Annotated in this window: 15 protein-coding genes; 7 read left to right on the forward strand and 8 right to left on the reverse strand. The window is 71.1% G+C overall.

Translation table 11 applies throughout. From position 1 onward, the window contains the following. The first annotated feature begins 94 nt into the window (after nucleotides 1–94). Nucleotides 95–3,460, forward strand: coding sequence for a glycosyltransferase family 2 protein (locus ACZZZB_RS17035; RefSeq protein ID WP_463530338.1), 3,366 nt, complete (start codon nucleotides 95–97; stop codon nucleotides 3,458–3,460). After that, nucleotides 3,450–4,883: a DUF5719 family protein gene (locus ACZZZB_RS17040; protein WP_463530339.1), complete on the forward strand. Its 1,434-nt coding sequence runs from the start codon at nucleotides 3,450–3,452 to the stop codon at nucleotides 4,881–4,883. Before ACZZZB_RS17035 ends, ACZZZB_RS17040 begins: the two co-directional genes overlap by 11 nt. Before the next feature lie 16 nt (nucleotides 4,884–4,899). Here ACZZZB_RS17040 and ACZZZB_RS17045 read toward each other — a convergent pair whose 3' ends face one another. After that, nucleotides 4,900–5,337, reverse strand: coding sequence for a metallopeptidase family protein (locus ACZZZB_RS17045; RefSeq protein WP_064295223.1), 438 nt, complete (start codon nucleotides 5,335–5,337; stop codon nucleotides 4,900–4,902). A 107-nt stretch (nucleotides 5,338–5,444) separates the two neighbouring features. On the opposite strand from ACZZZB_RS17045, the gene ACZZZB_RS17050 reads away from it, so the two are divergent. Both ACZZZB_RS17050 and ahcY read left to right on the forward strand, forming a co-directional pair. Beyond that, a complete protein-coding gene (locus ACZZZB_RS17050; RefSeq protein WP_369808449.1) occupies nucleotides 5,445–5,654 on the forward strand; it encodes a DUF3499 family protein in 210 nt (69 codons plus the stop codon). Between the two features lie 82 nt (nucleotides 5,655–5,736). After that, nucleotides 5,737–7,227 (forward strand): adenosylhomocysteinase, encoded by a 1,491-nt coding sequence (gene ahcY / locus ACZZZB_RS17055; RefSeq protein WP_079707263.1) that lies wholly within the window; start codon nucleotides 5,737–5,739, stop codon nucleotides 7,225–7,227. Nucleotides 7,228–7,249: 22 nt separating this feature from the next. On the opposite strand, the gene ACZZZB_RS17060 is transcribed toward ahcY, so the two are convergent. Further along, nucleotides 7,250–8,110, reverse strand: a complete 861-nt coding sequence (locus tag ACZZZB_RS17060; RefSeq protein WP_085513390.1) for an RDD family protein — start codon at nucleotides 8,108–8,110, stop codon at nucleotides 7,250–7,252. Nucleotides 8,111–8,177: 67 nt separating this feature from the next. Here ACZZZB_RS17060 and ACZZZB_RS17065 point away from each other — a divergent pair, with 67 nt between their 5' ends. Beyond that, a complete protein-coding gene (locus ACZZZB_RS17065; protein ID WP_192006746.1) occupies nucleotides 8,178–9,173 on the forward strand; it encodes a stage II sporulation protein M in 996 nt (331 codons plus the stop codon). Between the two features lie 3 nt (nucleotides 9,174–9,176). On the opposite strand, the gene ACZZZB_RS17070 is transcribed toward ACZZZB_RS17065, so the two are convergent. Then, a complete protein-coding gene (locus ACZZZB_RS17070; protein WP_056012681.1) occupies nucleotides 9,177–9,572 on the reverse strand; it encodes a DUF5997 family protein in 396 nt (131 codons plus the stop codon). Between the two features lie 98 nt (nucleotides 9,573–9,670). On the opposite strand from ACZZZB_RS17070, the gene ACZZZB_RS17075 reads away from it, so the two are divergent. Further along, on the forward strand, nucleotides 9,671–10,537 hold the full coding sequence (locus tag ACZZZB_RS17075) for a LysR family substrate-binding domain-containing protein (RefSeq protein WP_463530340.1): 867 nt from the start codon (nucleotides 9,671–9,673) through the stop codon (nucleotides 10,535–10,537). Between the two features lie 60 nt (nucleotides 10,538–10,597). Here ACZZZB_RS17075 and ACZZZB_RS17080 read toward each other — a convergent pair whose 3' ends face one another. From ACZZZB_RS17080 to ACZZZB_RS17100, 5 genes are read right to left on the reverse strand one after another with little or no spacing between them, the layout of a single operon-like run. Beyond that, entirely contained in the window at nucleotides 10,598–11,905 is a 1,308-nt protein-coding gene (locus ACZZZB_RS17080; protein ID WP_159879343.1) for a DUF58 domain-containing protein, read from the reverse strand. After that, complete coding sequence (locus ACZZZB_RS17085; protein ID WP_079707257.1) at nucleotides 11,906–12,895, reverse strand: AAA family ATPase; 990 nt, start codon at nucleotides 12,893–12,895, stop codon at nucleotides 11,906–11,908. Then, on the reverse strand, nucleotides 12,892–14,109 hold the full coding sequence (locus ACZZZB_RS17090; protein WP_463530341.1) for a DUF4350 domain-containing protein: 1,218 nt from the start codon (nucleotides 14,107–14,109) through the stop codon (nucleotides 12,892–12,894). The genes ACZZZB_RS17085 and ACZZZB_RS17090 overlap by 4 nt, the downstream gene beginning before the upstream one ends. Further along, nucleotides 14,106–14,774, reverse strand: coding sequence for a DUF4129 domain-containing protein (locus ACZZZB_RS17095; protein WP_079002809.1), 669 nt, complete (start codon nucleotides 14,772–14,774; stop codon nucleotides 14,106–14,108). The genes ACZZZB_RS17090 and ACZZZB_RS17095 overlap by 4 nt, the downstream gene beginning before the upstream one ends. Further along, nucleotides 14,771–16,177, reverse strand: coding sequence for a hypothetical protein (locus tag ACZZZB_RS17100; RefSeq protein WP_463530342.1), 1,407 nt, complete (start codon nucleotides 16,175–16,177; stop codon nucleotides 14,771–14,773). The genes ACZZZB_RS17095 and ACZZZB_RS17100 overlap by 4 nt, the downstream gene beginning before the upstream one ends. 163 nt (nucleotides 16,178–16,340) lie before the next feature. Here ACZZZB_RS17100 and mtrA point away from each other — a divergent pair, with 163 nt between their 5' ends. Continuing rightward, nucleotides 16,341–17,024: an MtrAB system response regulator MtrA gene (gene mtrA, locus ACZZZB_RS17105; RefSeq protein WP_064295232.1), complete on the forward strand. Its 684-nt coding sequence runs from the start codon at nucleotides 16,341–16,343 to the stop codon at nucleotides 17,022–17,024. The last annotated feature ends 2 nt before the right edge of the window (nucleotides 17,025–17,026 follow it).

The raw sequence follows: 17,026 nt of genomic DNA on the forward strand, positions 1-17,026 counted from the left end.
GCCGAACCGCTCCCGGCTCACCGGAACGCCCCCGATTCGGGGCGCGCCCGCTCGGTTCCCGCTCTTCCGGCCGGACCCGCTTAGTCTGAATCCGATGTCTCCCCGAGTAACGGCGATTCTCGTGGTGCGCGACGGCTCAGAGCCGCTCGCACGCACGCTCGACGCCCTCCGTGCCCAGACCCGTCCGGCGGACGGGATCATCGCCGTCGCCACCCGCGCGAGTGAGGCGACGATCGAGGAACTCGGTCGCGTCCCCGGCATGAAGCTCGTGACCTCGACCGAGGACCTCAGCTTCGCGCAGGCCGTGGCCGCCGGCGTCCGCGTCACCGATCAGCCGGAGGACGCCGAGCAGATGCTCTGGTTGCTCTCCGAGGACACGGCTCCCGAGCCGACGGCGCTCGCCGCCCTGTTGGGCGCCCTCGAGGTCTCGCCGTCCGTCGGTGTGGCCGGCCCGAAGATCCTCGACTGGGACGACGCGTCGTTCCTCCGTCGCTACGGCGAGACGATCACCACCCTCGGGGCGGCGGTCCCGGTGGTCGAGGACGAGCTCGACCAGGCCCAGCACGACACGATGAACGACGTGATGGCGGTCGGTCCGGCCGGCATGCTCGTGCGCCATCAGCTGTGGGACCGGTTGGGCGGCTTCGACCAGGCCCTCGTGGCGGACGACGCCCTCGACTTCTGCATCAGGACCCGCCTCGCGGGCTACCTGGTCGCGGTCGTGCCGACGGCGCGGGTCGCCTCCGCCGGCGAAGGCATCGCCGGGCCCTCCTGGTCGAACCGGCTCGGCGCGCGTCGTCGTCGCCACCGCCAGGCCCGCGCCGCACAGCTCCACCGCCGTCTCGTCTATGCGCCCGGGATCATGGTCCCGGTGCACTGGCTCAGCCTCGTGCCCCTCGCCATCCTGCGGGTCATCGGCCACTTCGTGAAGAAGCAACCCGAGCTCGTGCTGGGCGAGCTCTCGGCGGCGTTCGCCGTCGCGTTCTCCGGGACGAAGGTCGGGAGTGCGCGGCGCCAGCTCGCGAAGAACCGCACCTTGGGCTGGTCGAGTATCGCCGGCCTGCGGATGCGACTCGACGAGGTCCGACGCAAACGCGCGCTCGCGCGGGAGGCGACGCAGATCGGCTTCATCGGTGAGGAACGCGACCTTCGCTTCTTCTCCGGCGGAGGCGCCTGGGTCGTCCTCGCGACGGCGGTCATCGGAGCGGCGATCCTCGCTCCGCTCCTCGGAGCCACGTACCTCACCGGCGGGGGACTCCTCCCGCTCTCGGCGACGGTCGGCGAACTCTGGCAGCACATCGGCTTCGGGTGGCGCGACGTCGGTCTCGGCTTCGTCGGTGCCGCCGACCCGTTCAGCGCGGTCCTCGCAGTGCTCGGGACCATCACCTTCTGGCAGCCGTCCTTCTCCCTGGTCCTCCTCTTCCTGCTCGCACTGCCGCTCTCGGCGCTCGGCGCCTGGTTCGCTGCCACCCGGCTCACGGAGCGCAGCGGTCCTCGAGCGGTGGCGGCGCTGCTCTGGGCGCTCGCCCCGACGCTCCTGACCGCACTCGCCGATGGACGTCCCGCGGCCGTCATCGTCCATGTCCTGCTGCCCTGGCTGTTCTACGCGGGTGTGGTCGCGTCCCGGTCGTGGGCCGCAGCCGGCACGAGCGCCTTCCTGTTCGCCGCGATCGTCGCGAGCTCGCCGTCCCTCGCCCCGGCGTTGCTCGTCATCTGGGTCGTCGCGATGGTCTTCGCCGGTCGTGGTGTCGCCAGGGTCGGCCTCGTCCCGATCCCCGCCATCGCGCTGTTCGCTCCGCTCATCTGGCAGCAGGGGCTCCACCGGAACAACTGGCTCGGAATCCTCGCCGACCCCGGTGTCGCGACGCCTGCGACCGCGGCGTCCGGCTGGCAACTGTCCCTCGGCTTCCCCGGCGGCAGCCTGGGTGGATGGAGCCAGCTCGGTGCAGCGCTCGGACTGCCGGGTGCGGCTCCCGCCATCGTGGTGCCCGCGCTGCTCGCGCCGCTCGCGATCCTCGCTCTGCTGGCCCTGTTCCTCCCGGGGTCCCGACGGGCCGTCCCGTTGCTCATCGCGGCGTTCCTCGGACTCGTGTCGGCCGTGTTCGCCACGCATCTCCTCCTCGCCTCGGCCGCCGGAACGGCCGTCCCCGTCTGGGCCGGCGCGGCGATCAGCCTGTACTGGCTCGGGATCGTGGGTGCTGCGACCCTCGGCCTCGACCGCATCCCACGGTTCCGGGCGGTTCCGGCGCTCGTCATGGTCCTCGCCGCCGCGGTGATCGCCCTCCCACTCGCCCTCGCCCAGCCTCTCGGCACCTCGGTGGTCCGTGAGAGCTCCGGTCGCCAGCTGCCCGCCTACGTGACGGCCGCGACGCAGACCGATCCTCGGCTCGGCACCCTCGTCATCACCCCCGGCGACGACGGGACCATCACCGCGGTCGTCATCCGTGGCCAGGGGGAGACGCTCGACGGCCAGTCGACCATCGCCCAGACGGCCCCCGGCGTGTCCTCGGACGACCGCGTCGTCGCCGAGCTCGCCGGCAACCTCGCGTCGCAGAGCGGACTGGACCCGACGGAGACCCTCGTCGAGCACGGTATCGCCTTCGTGCTGCTGTCGCCGGTCGCCGACGGCGAGGAGCAGACGGTGGCGGGTCAGACCGCCGGTCGTGCGGCGAGTGCGCTCGACGCCAACGCGGCGCTGGTCGCCGTCGGTGACACGACGAGCGGCACACTCTGGCGCACCGTCGCGGACGTCGGCACCGGTCCCGAGCTCCCGACGTCGAATGTGCTCGGCACCCTCATCGGTGTCGGTCTTGGCGTCGTGTTCCTCATCACCCTGCTCCTGAGCATCCCCAACGGTGCGTCCCGCGACGGATACCGCGCGGGATCCCGGAAGCCCGTGAAGCTGAAGGGTCGTGCTGCTCGCAAGGCGGCCGCGTCCGGGGCGACGGTCGCGGTGATCGACGACGAGGCGACCGGCACGTACGACGACGAGGAACCGACCGCCGATCTCGACGACGAGGCGGAGGGTTCCGAGTCTGCCGACACCACCGACGCGTCGACCCGCCCGTCCAAGCCGCGTTGGTGGCGTCGGGGGCAGGCCTCCTCCGCTGAGGCGCCCGTGCCCGCGGCGGTGACTGCCGAACCAGCCGATGACGCCGAGTCCGTCGACGACCGTGCATCGACCGTCGACACCGGGTCGGCCGACGACACCGTCGTTCGCGATGGAACCGTGCCGGTCACGGACGACACCGTCGACACGGACCGCGACGTGACCGGGTCGACTCCAGACGCCGACGCGGACGCGAACACCACAGCCGACCAGGTCCCCGACGAACCGGCGGTCGCCGCGCGCGATGCCGCCGTGCCAGATCCGGATCCGAGCGACTCGACCGAGACGACGCCGGATCCCGACACCACCCGCCGGGACACCCCGGGAACGGAGCAGCCGCATGCCCAGTAAGCGCGGAGTCGCCATCACCTCCGGTCGGATCGTCACCGGCCTCGTCGGGATCGGGATCGCCGCGGTCACGATCGCAGCGGCCGGGCAGCTGCCCCTCCCGACGGTGGAGATCGCCCCTCAGGACATCCGAGTCACCCCGGTGGCCGGCGACCAGTCGGTCGTGTGCCCGGGGCCGCTGCTCGCCCTGGCCCAGGACGCGACAGCCGCGACGGCAGCCGGCTCCTTCGGCCCGGCGAGTGTCGACTTCGGAGCGAACGGGGTGACGCCCACGACGAGTGAGCTCGCCGCACCCGACAACACGAGCGGCGCGGCGGACGGCGGACCCACGGTGATCACCGTCCCCGGCGCGACCGACGGGACGGTGACGCCCCTGAGCGGTGCGCAGTCGCAGATCGCCGCCGAAGCCGAGGTCGCCGGCCTGGCCGCCGCCGCCTGCACGCCGGCATCGGCCGAGAGCTGGCTCGTCGGCGGATCGAGTGACATCGGTCGCACCACGCTGGTCCTCCTGAGCAATCCGTCGGCCGTCGATGCGAACGTGACCCTCGAGGTCTTCGGCGCCGCCGGGCGGATCGACGCTCCGGGTGCCGCCGGGATCGTCGTCGCCACCGGCACGCAGCGGGTGATCGCCCTCACCGGCCTCGCACCCAACGAGCCGACCCCGGTCGTGCACGTGACGAGTGAGGGCGGCCAGGTGGTGGCCGCGCTCCAACAGAGCACGGTCCGCGTGCTCACCCCGGGCGGTGTCGAGGTCCAGGGGCCGACCGCGTCGCCCTCGACCGACCTCGTGATCCCTGGTGTCGTCGTCACGGCCCCGGCGGCCGCCGGGGCGAGCTCCGACATCGCGTCCGTCGACGACCGGGCCACGGCCCTCAGGCTGTTCGCGCCGGGATCCGAGCCCGCCGACGTCGTCATCACCGCCACTCGAGAGAACGCGAAGGACGAGCCGATCGTCATCGACGCGACCATCCAGCCGGGCGTTCCCGGTGAGATCGCCCTGGCCGAACTCCCGGCCGGTGAGTTCTCGCTGGAGGTCACCTCGACCCGACCCGTGGTCGCAGCGGCCAGGACGAACTCGCGCGGCGGAACGCTCGAGGACTTCGCCTGGTTCGGAGCGACCCCCGCACTCGACGACACCGCGGCCTTCACCGTCCCAACCGGCCCGGATCCGAAATTGCACGTCTTCAACCCGACGAGTACCGACGCGGACGTCATGGTGACGGACGCCAACGGCAAGGAGACCACGGTGACGGTCGGGGCTGGTACCGCGGTGCCGATCGGCGTCGGCGCCGGTCAGAGCTACGTCCTCGCCGGGGCCGACGGCCTCCACGCCTCGATCAGTCTCGCTGCGGCTGGGCGACTCACGTCGCTGCCGGTCACGCCGCCGAACCCGCTGGCGGCGCCGATCAGCGTCTACCCGCGTTGACCGCGGCGGCCTCGGGTCAGAGGAACCGGTAGCGTTCCGGCCCGAGGTCCCAGGGGTCCTTGCCGAGGAGCTCGGCGACGGCGCGGAACACGCAGCTCTCCACCATCATGCGCTGATGCAGCTCGTCGTTCCGGTGGAGCTTGCTCATCCGCTGGATGGGCAGCCGGTACAGGATGATGCGTCGGCGTGCTCGGTCGACGAACCAGCGGTCGACGCCGTCCGTCCCGGAGTTTTGCGCCGGCATCGCGCCGACCTCGAACCGGACGTCGGCGAGTTCGGCGGGCCAGGCTCCGCGCAGGTAGTCGGCGGTGGTGGCGACCGTCAGGTCGAACTGGTCGATCCGGGTGTCGATCGGTGGCACGTCCGGTCCGACGACGCTCGAACGACCGTTGCGACCGTGCCGTGATCGGCGGCGCGAGAGGGCGCCTCGCGTCTCCTCGTCAGCCTGCGCCATGCGTCCAGTCTAGGTGTCGTCGGCGGCCCGGTTCAGACCCGCTCGACCGGCGAGCCGGACGGTGCCGCGGGCGCCCCCGGGCTACGCTGGGGCAAATGGTGGACAGGATGTGTTCGAAGGTCGGCTGCTCGCGCGAGCCCGTGGCGACGCTGACCTACGACTACCGCGACTCGATGGCCGTCCTCGGTCCGCTGAGCATCGAGAAGAGCCCGCACAGCTACGACCTCTGCTCCATCCACGCCGTACGGCTGAGCGTGCCGCAGGGGTGGAGCGTCGTGAAGCACAGCGTCCTCGGCGACGTCGGCTACGGCTCCTGACCGTCGGCGCGCCACCGCTCCGTGCCGATCTCGGACCCGACATGAAGGTCCACGACGCCTGACGGTCTGCGAGAATGGCGTCATGAGTTCTTCCGCACCGACTGCCCCCACGACCACCCTGCCCTACAAGGTGGCCGACCTGTCGCTCGCCGAGGCCGGCCGACACCAGCTCCGCCTCGCCGAGAACGAGATGCCTGGTCTGATGGCCCTCCGCGAGGAGTTCGGCGCGAGCCAGCCGCTCGCCGGTGCCCGCATCGCCGGTTCGCTGCACATGACGGTGCAGACCGCGGTGCTCATCGAGACACTCGTCGCGCTCGGTGCCCAGGTGCGCTGGGCGAGCTGCAACATCTTCTCGACCCAGGACGAGGCGGCGGCGGCCGTCGCCGTCGGTCCGCACGGGACCGTCGAGGCACCGGCCGGCGTGCCGGTCTTCGCTTGGAAGGGCGAGACGCTCGAAGAGTACTGGTGGTGCACCGAGCAGATCTTCGACTGGTCGACCGAGGCCGCCACGGCCGGAGCCGAGTGGACCGGACCCAACCTCATCCTCGACGACGGCGGCGACGCGAGCATGCTCGTCCACCAGGGCCGTCGGTTCGAGCTGGCCGGAGCGGTCCCCGACACGACCGACGCCGACAGCCACGAGTACAGCATCGTCCTCGACGTGCTCCGTCGTTCGCTCGCCGGCAGCAGCGATCGTTGGACGAAGGTCGCCGCCGACATCCTCGGCGTAACGGAGGAGACCACCACCGGTGTCCACCGCCTCTACGAGCTGGCGAAGCAGGGTGAGCTGCTGTTCCCCGCGATCAACGTGAACGACTCGGTCACGAAGAGCAAGTTCGACAACAAGTACGGCATCCGGCACTCGCTGCCGGACGGCCTCAACCGCGCGACCGACGTGCTCATCGGTGGCAAGGTCGTCTTCGTCGCGGGCTACGGCGACGTCGGCAAGGGTGCAGCTGAGGCCCTCCGCGGCCAGGGCGCTCGGGTCATCGTCTCCGAGGTCGACCCGATCTGCGCCCTCCAGGCGTCGATGGACGGCTTCCAGGTCGCGACCCTCGAGAGCGTCGCCGACCAGGTCGACATCATCGTGACGTGCACCGGCAACTTCAACGTCGTCACCCTCGACCACATCCTCGCGCTCAAGCACCTCGCGATCGTCTCGAACGTCGGGCACTTCGACAACGAGATCGACATGGCCTCGCTCGAGGCGCTCGAGGGCGCCGAGAAGATCGAGATCAAGCCCCAGGTCCACGAGTGGCGTCTCCCCACGGGGCGCAGCGTCCTCGTGCTCAGCGAGGGACGACTCATGAACCTCGGGAACGCGACGGGGCACCCCTCGTTCGTGATGAGCAACTCCTTCACGAACCAGGTGCTCGCACAGCTCGAGCTCTGGACGCGGATCGAGGAGTACCCGATCGGCGTGTACGTGCTGCCGAAGCACCTCGACGAGAAGGTCGCTCGCCTGCACCTCGACGCGCTCGGCGTGCAGCTGACGACGCTCACGGGCGAGCAGGCCGACTACATCGGTGTGCCGGTCGAGGGCCCGTACAAGGTCGACCACTACCGCTACTAGGCGGTGCCGCCGGTTCCCCGCCTCAGCGGTCGGGGAACCGGTGCGGCTGACCGCTCAGCACCGGCTGGAGGAGCGACAGGCGCTGACGAGCTGCGAGTTGGGCCTGGTACTCGCGCTCCCGGCGGATGACGGAGACACCGACGAGGAACGCCTCCGGGGGAGCGATCGGCAGCGGCGACACGAATCGGGACACCTCTGCCGCGAGTTCGGCCGCCAATCGGGTCCTCGTGGCCGGGGTCAGTGAGCCGGCCTGCTTGAGGAACTGGGTGACGCGCCGCGCCAGCGGGTCGGGCAGTCGGGCCACGTCGGCGCCGCCGGCCCAGGCGGCGAGCTGCGGTGGGATCATCGCGACGGGCTCCACCACCCGCGGCAGACGCTCACGTTGGCTGTAGGTCCCGGCGAGCACGTCGCCGAGGCGCTTCGAGCGAGCACTGAGCAGGCCGGTGAGTGCAGCGATGCCACCAGCTGTGGCGTAGATCTCGAAGTACCCGGTGAGGGCACGGATGAACGCGTGCCGGAAGCCGGGTGCACCCCCGTCGTCCCGGACGATGCGGGCACCGACCACGAGTCTGCCGAGCGACCGTCCGCGGGTGGCGATCTCGACCGCTGCCGGCAGGACGACGAGGCAGAGCACCGTCAGGCCGAGCACGATGGCGGTGAACATCGCGGTGTCCATGGCGACCCCGGACAGGATCCAGGAGAACATCGCGAGCATGAGGCCGACGAACACGAGGATGGACACCACGTAGTCGATGATGGCGCCCGCCGCGCGCAGGATGAATCCGGTGGGCCGCACGTCGAGGGCGACCGCCTCGCCGGTGATCAGCTCGGTGCCGTCGTCCAGCGTCGTCTCGTGCAGCGGGACCCGGGCCGGTTCGGACATGTGCTCCATTCAAGCAGATGCGCGGGGGACCGGCCATGGAGCGCCACCACCGCGTAGCATGGCTGCGATGGACCTCGACGCCTACTCCGCAGCCCACCGCCAGGAATGGGACCGCCTCGACGCGCTCGGCAAGCAGCGGTTCTTCAGCGGGCCGGAGGCCGACGAGCTGATCGACCGCTACCAGGCCGGAGCGACCCAGCTCTCCGCGATCAAGACGACGGCCGGATCGACCCTCGTCGGCGACCGCCTCTCGGTGTCGCTGTCGCGGGCGCGCCTCCGGTTCACCGGCGCCAGCGCGAACGTGTTGTCGAGTGTCCCGCGGTTCTTCGTCCTGGCGCTGCCGGCCGCGCTCTACCGGGTCCGGTGGGTGACCCTCGCCGTCGCGGTCGCGACGGTCGTCATCGCGACCCTGTACGCCGTGTGGATCGCCGGCAACCCGCAGGTCCTCGCGAACCTCGGTACCGACGCCCAGCTCAAGCAGTACGTCGAGGACGACTTCGTCGCCTACTACTCCAACAACCCGGCCGCGAGCTTCGCCGGCCAGGTGTGGACGAACAACGCGTGGATCGCAGCGCAATGCGTCGCGTTCGGCATCAGCGGTGTCTGGGTCCCGTACATCATCGTCACCAACGCCCAGGGGGTCGGGCAGGCCGCGGGGGTCATGTTCGCCTACGGCAAGGGCGACGTGTTCTTCGAGTACATCCTCCCGCACGGCATGCTCGAGCTCACGGCGGTGTTCGTCGCGGCCGCGGCGGGTCTGCGCATCTTCTGGGCCTGGGTGGCACCGGGCCCACGGACGAGGGGCCAGGCGCTTGCGGAAGAAGGCCGAGCACTGTTCACGATCGCCATCGGGCTGGTCATCGTGCTCTTCGTCTCCGGGCTCGTCGAGGGCTTCGTGACGCCGGCACCGTGGCCGTGGGCGGTCAAGATGATCATCGGCGGGGGAGCGCTCGCCGCATTCCTGACGTACATGTGCTGGTGGGGCGGCCGCGCGTACCGCTCGGGCGAGCGGGGTGATCTGGCTGAGTTCGAGGCCGGCGCGAAGCGGATCGTCGCCGGCTGACGGCTACTCGCCGGCTTCGGATCGTGCGCGGCGCTCGGCGTTCCTGGCGTTGACCCGGGCGTTCTCGGCGTTCACCTCGGCGTGGACGGCGCGCTCCTGCACGAGCCAGGCGGGCAGCGTGCGGAGGAGCTCCTGGATCTGTTCGGTGGTCAACGCCTCGGTGATCTCGGCGCGAGCCAGACCGGAGGTCGACACACCCAGCTTGCGGGCGACGACGTCCCGCGGGTGCGGTCCGTTCTTGCGGAGCTCGACGAGCCAGTCCGCCGGGTTCGCCTGCAGTTCGAGGAACGCCGACCGCGTGATCGGCTCCTCCTGGAACGACGCCGGGGTCGCCGGCAGGTAGACCCCGAGCTTCTTCGCCGCGGTCGCCGGTTTCATGATCTGTTCGCTCGCACCCATCCGCTCAGCGTACCTCGCTGCGGTGTCCTCGCCCAACCGGCCGGATCACCCGTCGACTGAGCTGCAGTAGTGTGGCAAGCCGAGCAGTGGAGGCTTCGATGGACAGGCAGGACGACCAGGTCGACGGGATCGAGGTCGGCGACGACGGGATCGGCACCGACACGGTGCCGGAGATCGTCCCGCCGGCGCTGACCGTCGCCTACGCGCGCGGCGTGAACCCGGGGAAGTGGGCGCGCATCTGGAGCGAGCGCCGTCCGGACGACGAACTCCGCCTGATCCGAGTGGACCTCGACGAGCAGCAAGCGGTCCTGGCCTCCGGTGCGGCGGACGTCGTGCTTGCCCGGGTCCCGATCGACCAGGACGGGCTGAACACGATCGCCCTGTTCGAGGAACTCCCCGTCGTCGTCTTCGCCAAGGGCGCTGCACTCGGAGCCGAGGACACGGTCGGGATGGCCGCGCTCGCCGACGAGCAGCTGATCATGACGCCGCTCGTCCTCGAGTGGGCCGAACGTGCCGCCGTGCTCGGGTTCGACGCCCAGGCGGCCCCGTTGACCGACGACCCGGAGGCAGCGGTCGAACTGGCCGCGTCCGAGGTCGGGATCGTCGTGGTCCCGCAGTCGGTCGCGCGACTGCACCAGCGGAAGGACGTGGAGTACCGTCCGATCGTCGGTCTTCCTTCGATCCCGGTCGTGCTGGTCTGGCCGCAGGACCGCGAGGACGAAGCCGTGGAGGAGTTCATCGGCATCGTGCGCGGACGCACGGCCAACAGCTCGCGACGGTCCGCCCCGACCGAGCAGGCCGCCGCTCCTGCACCGCAGCAGGCCGCGAGACGACGGAAGGCGCCGAAGGCCGGTTCGACCCAGGGCACCGCCGCCGGGACGAGCCGAGGCGCCCAGCTCGCCGCGCGCAAGGCCAAGCAGGAGGAGCTCGCCCGGGAACGCCGCAAGAAGCGTAAGGGCCGCTGACCCGTCGATCCGGTTCCGGCCGGCACTCGGAGGAAGCCGCTCGATCGGCGACGGATCGGGCTAGAGCCGACCGGAGGCCTTGAGCGCGATGTAGGCGTCGGCGAGCGCCGGGGGCAGGGTCTCCGGCGAACCGGTGACGACGTCGGCCCCGAGCTGTCTGATCGCCGCCGACACGCGTTCGATGTCCAGCAGGGCGCGTTCGGCCGCAGCGGCGCGGTAGACGGTCTCGCGGTCGCCGCGGTCGCGCGTGGCCTCGAGGGTCGCCGGGTCGACGACGCTCGTCACGACGACCGTGTGGCGCTGCGTGAGCTGGGGGAGGACGGCGAGGAGCCCGCGCGCGGCCCCGGGGGCGTCGATCGAGGTCTGCAGGACGACGAGGGCGCGCTGGTTCGTGATCTGCCTGACCTGGCCGGGGACGGCGTCCCAGTCTGTCTCGATGAGTTCCGGGTCGACGAGTGCCATCGCATCGACCATCCTGGAGAGGAGTTCGGCGCCGGTCGCCCCCTGGACGCGACCACGCACGCGACGGTCGTAGGCGAGATAGTCGATGCGGTCGCCTGCTCTCGTGGCGAGCGCGGCCAGGAGGAGCGCGGCTTCGAACGCGGTGTCGATGCGCGGCTCGTCGGCGATGCGCGCGGCGGAGGTGCGGCCGGTGTCGGTGACGATGACGACCCGGCGGTCGCGCTCTGGCCGCCAGGTGCGGATCATGACGTCGCCGCGTCGTGCCGTGGCACGCCAGTCGATCGAACGGACGTCATCACCTCGCACGTATTCGCGGAGGGAGTCGAACTCGGTGCCCTGACCGCGGACCATGACGCTCGTCGCGCCGTCGAGCTCGCGGAGGCGTGCGATCCGGCTCGGGAGGTGCTTCCGGGAGTTGAACGCCGGCAGGACTCGGAGGTGCCCGGCGCTGTTCAGCGTCGCCTGTCGAGCCAGGAGACCGAGCGGACCGAACGACCGCACCGTGACCTGGGACACCCGTCGCTCGCCCCGACGGAACGGCGTGAGCACCAGGCTGACGCTCCGCCGCTCACCGGGCGGGAGGTCGACGCGGAGTCGCTCGGCGGGCGCGCCGGCGGACGGCTGCCAGGCGTCGCGGACCAGCGCCCGGACGCGGCGACCTCCGCGGTTGGTGAGGAAGAGGGTGCTCGTCGCCGAGTCACCGAGCCGGACCCGGGACGGCAGCTGCCGTTGCAGGACGATGTCCCGAGGCGAACCGGCGACCACGAGGTCGACCGTTCCGAGCGCGGCGGCGAGCACGAGCCATGCGATGAACGCCGGAGCCGCGTCGCCCGTGAGCACGCCGAGCACCACGATCGGCACGATGCCGAACGCGACGAGCGCGACGAACCTCCCGGTGACGGCCATCTAGATGGGCACCTGCACCTGCTGCATGATCGAACGCAGGATCGCGTCGACCGAGACACCCTCGAGCTCGGCCTCGGGCCGCAGCTGCATGCGGTGGCGCCACACCGGGAGGACCATCGTCTGCACGTGGTCGGGGGTGATCGACTGGTAGCCGCTCAGCCATGCCCAGGCCTTCGCCGACGCGAGGAGGGCGGTCGTCCCTCGGGGGCTGACCCCGAGCCGGACGGACGGGCTCCGCCGAGTGGCGCGCGCGAGGTCGACGATGTAGGCGAGGACGTCGGCGCTGGCACCCACGCGTCCGACCTCGAGCTGCGCCGCCCGCAGATCGGCCGCGCCCATGACCGGCCTGACACCCGCGGCCGTGAGGTCGCGCGGGCTGAACCCGGCGGAATGCCGTCGGAGCACCTCCACCTCGACGTCGCGCTCGGGCACGTCGAGGACGAGCTTCAGCAGGAAGCGGTCGAGCTGCGCCTCGGGGAGCGTGTAGGTGCCCTCGTACTCGATCGGGTTCTGCGTGGCGGCGACGATGAACGGGTCCGGGAGTGGGAGCGAACGGCCGTCGACGCTGACCTGGCGCTCCTCCATCGCCTCCAGCAGGGCGGACTGGGTCTTCGGGGGTGTGCGGTTGATCTCGTCGGCCAGCAGGATGTTCGTGAACACCGGGCCCTCGCGGAACTCGAACTCCCCGGTCTTGGCGTCGTAGACGAGGGAGCCGGTGACGTCGCCGGGCATGAGGTCGGGCGTGAACTGCACGCGCTTCGTGTCCAGACTGAGCGCGTGACTGAGCGACCGGACGAGGAGCGTCTTCGCGACGCCGGGCACACCCTCGAGGAGCGCGTGGCCCTTGGCGAGGAGCGCGATGACGAGCCCGGTGACGGCGGCGTCCTGACCCACGACGGCCTTGCCGACCTCGACGCGGACCTGGGCGAGTGCTCGCCGGAGGTCGTCGGGGTTCGGTGCGGTGGATCCTGGCACGGGGGCGTCGGTCATGGATGGTTCCTTCCGGTGAGGTCCGTGGCGCGCGCGACGGCGGCTTCGAGATCGAGCAGGTGATCGGACAGGGAGACGAGGTCGGCGTCGCTCGTCGGTACGGCGTCGAGCAGGACGGACCGCACGTGCCGAGGGTCGAGTCCGGCGAGTCCGGCGACCGTGTCGGCGACCTCGACGACGGAGGCGTGGCGCGAGAGGCCTGCGGCGACCGCGAGGCGGGACACGGTGCCGATCCGCAGCGCGTCGAGCGCCCGCTGACGGTTGCCGGACCGCTGGTAGAGGCGTGCGCGCCCCTCCATCGTCTCGCTTGCGCGGACCGCGACGGGCAGGTCCTCGATGACGAGCGGGCCGAAGCGTCGCCCGCGCCAGAACATGGCCAGGATCGCCGTGATGACGACGGTGCCGGTGACTCCGGCGACCCAGCTCGGCGTCAGCTCGTCGAGGCTCGGGGGACCGGTGACCGGAACGTCGGCGAGGCTCGGCAGGTACCAGACCAACTGCTCGGTGGAGCCGAGCAGGCCGAGCGCGAGGGCGGCGTTCCCCGCACGGTCGACGACGTCGTTCGTCAGGGCGTCGGCGGAGCCGAGTAGCACCCGTGCACCGTCCGTCTGCGTCACGACCGCGCTCCCGCCGCTGTCGGCGGTGAAGCAGCCCTCGGCGTCGGCGTCGGTGGTCGTGTACAGCGTCCACCCACCGGTGACCGTCCCCGCCCGCTCGGCGGTGGGGTCGCCGCAGTCGGACGACAGGACGTCGGTGGCGTCCGAGCTGCCCGCGAACGAGACGCCGGGGAACAGGGTGCGGAGCGCCGCGGCCCGGGGGGTGACGACGACGAGTCCGGCGTCGGTGTCGCCCAACCGCTCGAGCTGCGAGGCGTCGAGCAGCCCGCTGGGATCGAACAGGAGGACGGTGCTGTCGGTGTCCTCGACCGCCTCGAGCGTCGCGTCGAGCGTGGTGGTCTCCGTCACGGTGACGCCCTCCTGACGGAGCACCTGCGCGAGCGCGCGTCCGCCGTTCGGGGTCTGGTTTCCGGGGCTGAGCAGCGCCGCGTCGATCGATGCGCCTCGCGTGGCGAACATGAGCACGAGGGCGATCCCAATGGCGAAGACCGCCGCGATGATCCAGAACCGGTTCCGTCGCAGCCGGGTCCGCAGCCGTGGTGTGGCGACGTCGGGCTCGGGCTGCCCATGCCCCGTGGGCTTCGTCGTGAGCGTCACCGGACCAGCTCCTCGGGGTCGGCGAGGAGCTGCGGCGCGGCGACGGAGAGCCGCGCGTCGAGCGCTTCGAGCTCCCGGTACTGTGCCTCGGTACCCGTCGCCTCGAGGTAGCGGACGGCGTCGAAGACGTCCGCGGCCTCCGCGAGCGCGCGCCCGTCCTGCGGGAACGCGGCCGCCGCCCGGGCGGCGAAACCGTGCGCCGTCGTGCCAGGGGTGACCACGACGATCGTCCGCTCGGACAGTCCGCGAGCGATCGCCCGATACAGCTCCTGGAGCGCGAGGGTCCAGTCGCCGGCCGCGGCGGCGGTCCTCGCGTCCTGGCGCAACCGCTCGGCGGTCCGATCGTCGCGTTCGCCGAAGAGGTCGAGCTGGCGGGCGCTCCGCCGGTTGAGGCGGGGGACGCCCCACACGATGAACGCGATGACGATCCCGACGACGACCACGGTCATCGCGATGATCGGGAACAGGCCGGTGAAGGGGCCCTCACCCGGCACCCGGAGGGAGTTCACCCAGTCCCAGAACGCCTTCGACACGATGTCCCACAACGACGGTTGCGCTGTCTGGTACTCGGGCTTCGACAGCTCACGCTGCAGGAGGTCCCGGGCGCCCGGTGCATCCGGGACGAGCGGGACGTCGAGGCGCGACGCGAGGAACAGCGGGCTCATCGGGTCGCTTTGCCTCCGGCGGCGGCGGCGTCGAAGGGGTTGTCGACCGTCTCGCGACCACCCGCACGCGCCTCGACGAACCGCGCGAGGTCGAGGTCGAGCCCCTCCTTGCGCATCCGCAGGTCCACATAGATGACCGCCGACGTGGCACTGATGACGACGACCGTGATCGCGCCGATGATGACGGAGACGAGCAATGACAGGCCCTGCGCGGCGATGGTGGCGACGATCATGGTCGCCTCCGAGCCCACCCCGACGAACAGCACGGGGACGAGACTCGCGAGCAGGCTGATCGGGGTCGCGACGACCTGCGACGCGACACTGACGACCGAGGAGACGAGGAACTGGACGCCGAAGGTCCGCCAGAAATAGCCGTCGGTCAGGCGCCAGGAGCGAGCGAGCGAGGGGAAGACCTTGCCGTTCTCGAGGACGATGATGCTCGGTGTGAGGGAGAACTTCGTCCCGAGCCACACGGAAGCGGCGATCAGGACGAGCAGCGCTCCGATGCCCATGACCACCGTCAGAACCACGCCCGCGGTCCCGCCGAGACCGGTCAGCACGAATCCGAGGCCCACCGCGACGGCGACGAACACCGTCACGACACCGATCAGGAGGAAGGTGTAGCCGATGAGCGGCAGGAAGCGCGCCTTCGTGCGCCGCCAGAGCACGCCGAGCGGCAATTTCTCGCCGAGGGTGCCGCGAGCGACCTCTTGCGCGATGATGCCCTGCAGGATCGCGCTGCCGGCGATCGAGACCGCCACCGGGATGAGGAAGGACAGGATGATGGCCGTGATCGCCCCGGCGCTGATGGCGTCCTCCTCGCCAGGGGCCGCCTGCGACAGCCGGCTCAACGAGAGCCAGGTGACGACGCCGACGATCACGAGGGAGAGGACGGCGGTGAGACCCTGCAGCAGGAGGGCGCTCCCGAACGTCGCCTTCGGGTTGCGTCGCAGCACGAGGAAGGGCGCGCCGAACAGGTCGCTGAAGGACAGTGGCCGGAGCGGGATGAGCCCCGGCTTCGGCGGTGGTGCCCAGCCCTGCTGGGGACCTGGGGCCCAGGGCGCGCCGGTCGCATACGGATTCGCGTCGTAGGCGGCAGTCGGAGCCGAGGGAGGGGTCCCGTACCCGGGCTGCTGAGCCTGGGGGTACGGCTGGGTGTACTGGGGCGGGACCTGCTGCGGATACGGCTGCTGGCCGTATCCCGGCTGTGGGTACGTCGCCTGCGGCGGGTACCCGGGCTGCTGCGGGTATCCCTGCTGCGGCGGATACCCGGGCTGCTGTGGATACCCCTGCTGCGGTGTCGCCTGCTCCGGCGCCACCGGCTGCTGTGGCCCCTGCGGCGTCGCCCACGGGTTCGGATCCTGGTCGCCCATCTCGCCCCCGGCTCGCTGTTCCGTGTCCATCAGCAACACCCCCTCGCCGTCTCGAACCCCTCCATGTTGTCACACCGAGCCTGCCCGCGACCGGCGGTTCGGCGGTTCTCCTGGACACTTCGACTACGCTGAGGCGAGACGTAAGGACACCGGTCAGGCAGCGCGGCCGGCCGGTCACACCCGAGACGGAGCTATGAACGCACGCATTCTCGTCGTCGACGACGACACCGCACTCGCCGAGATGATCGGCATCGTGCTGCGCACCGAGGGCTTCGAGCCGTCGTTCTGTGCGGACGGCGGCGGCGCGCTCCAGGCGTTCCGCGACACCAAGCCCGACCTCGTCCTCCTCGACCTCATGCTCCCGGGGATCGACGGGATCGAGGTGTGCCGCCTGATCCGTCAGGAGTCCGGTGTCCCGGTCATCATGCTGACCGCGAAGTCCGACACCGCGGACGTGGTGAAGGGGCTCGAGTCCGGCGCCGACGACTACATGGTGAAGCCGTTCAACCCGAAGGAGCTCGTCGCCCGGATCCGCACGCGGCTGCGCGCGCCGGCCGCCGACCTCGCGGAGACCCTCCGCATCGGCGACCTCACCGTGGACGTCGCGGGCCACGAGGTCCGTCGCGCCGACGGCGTCATCGGGCTCACGCCGCTGGAGTTCGACCTCCTCCTCGCACTGGCGAGCAAACCCCAGCAGGTCTTCACCCGCGAGATGCTGCTCGAACAGGTCTGGGGATACCACTACAAGGCCGACACCCGACTCGTGAACGTCCACGTGCAGCGGCTCCGCGCCAAGGTCGAGGAAGACCCCGACAACCCGAAGATCGTCATGACGGTGCGTGGCGTCGGATACCGCGCCGGCGCGGTCACCGGCTGATC

Source organism: Plantibacter sp. AC185, assembly GCF_979258065.1.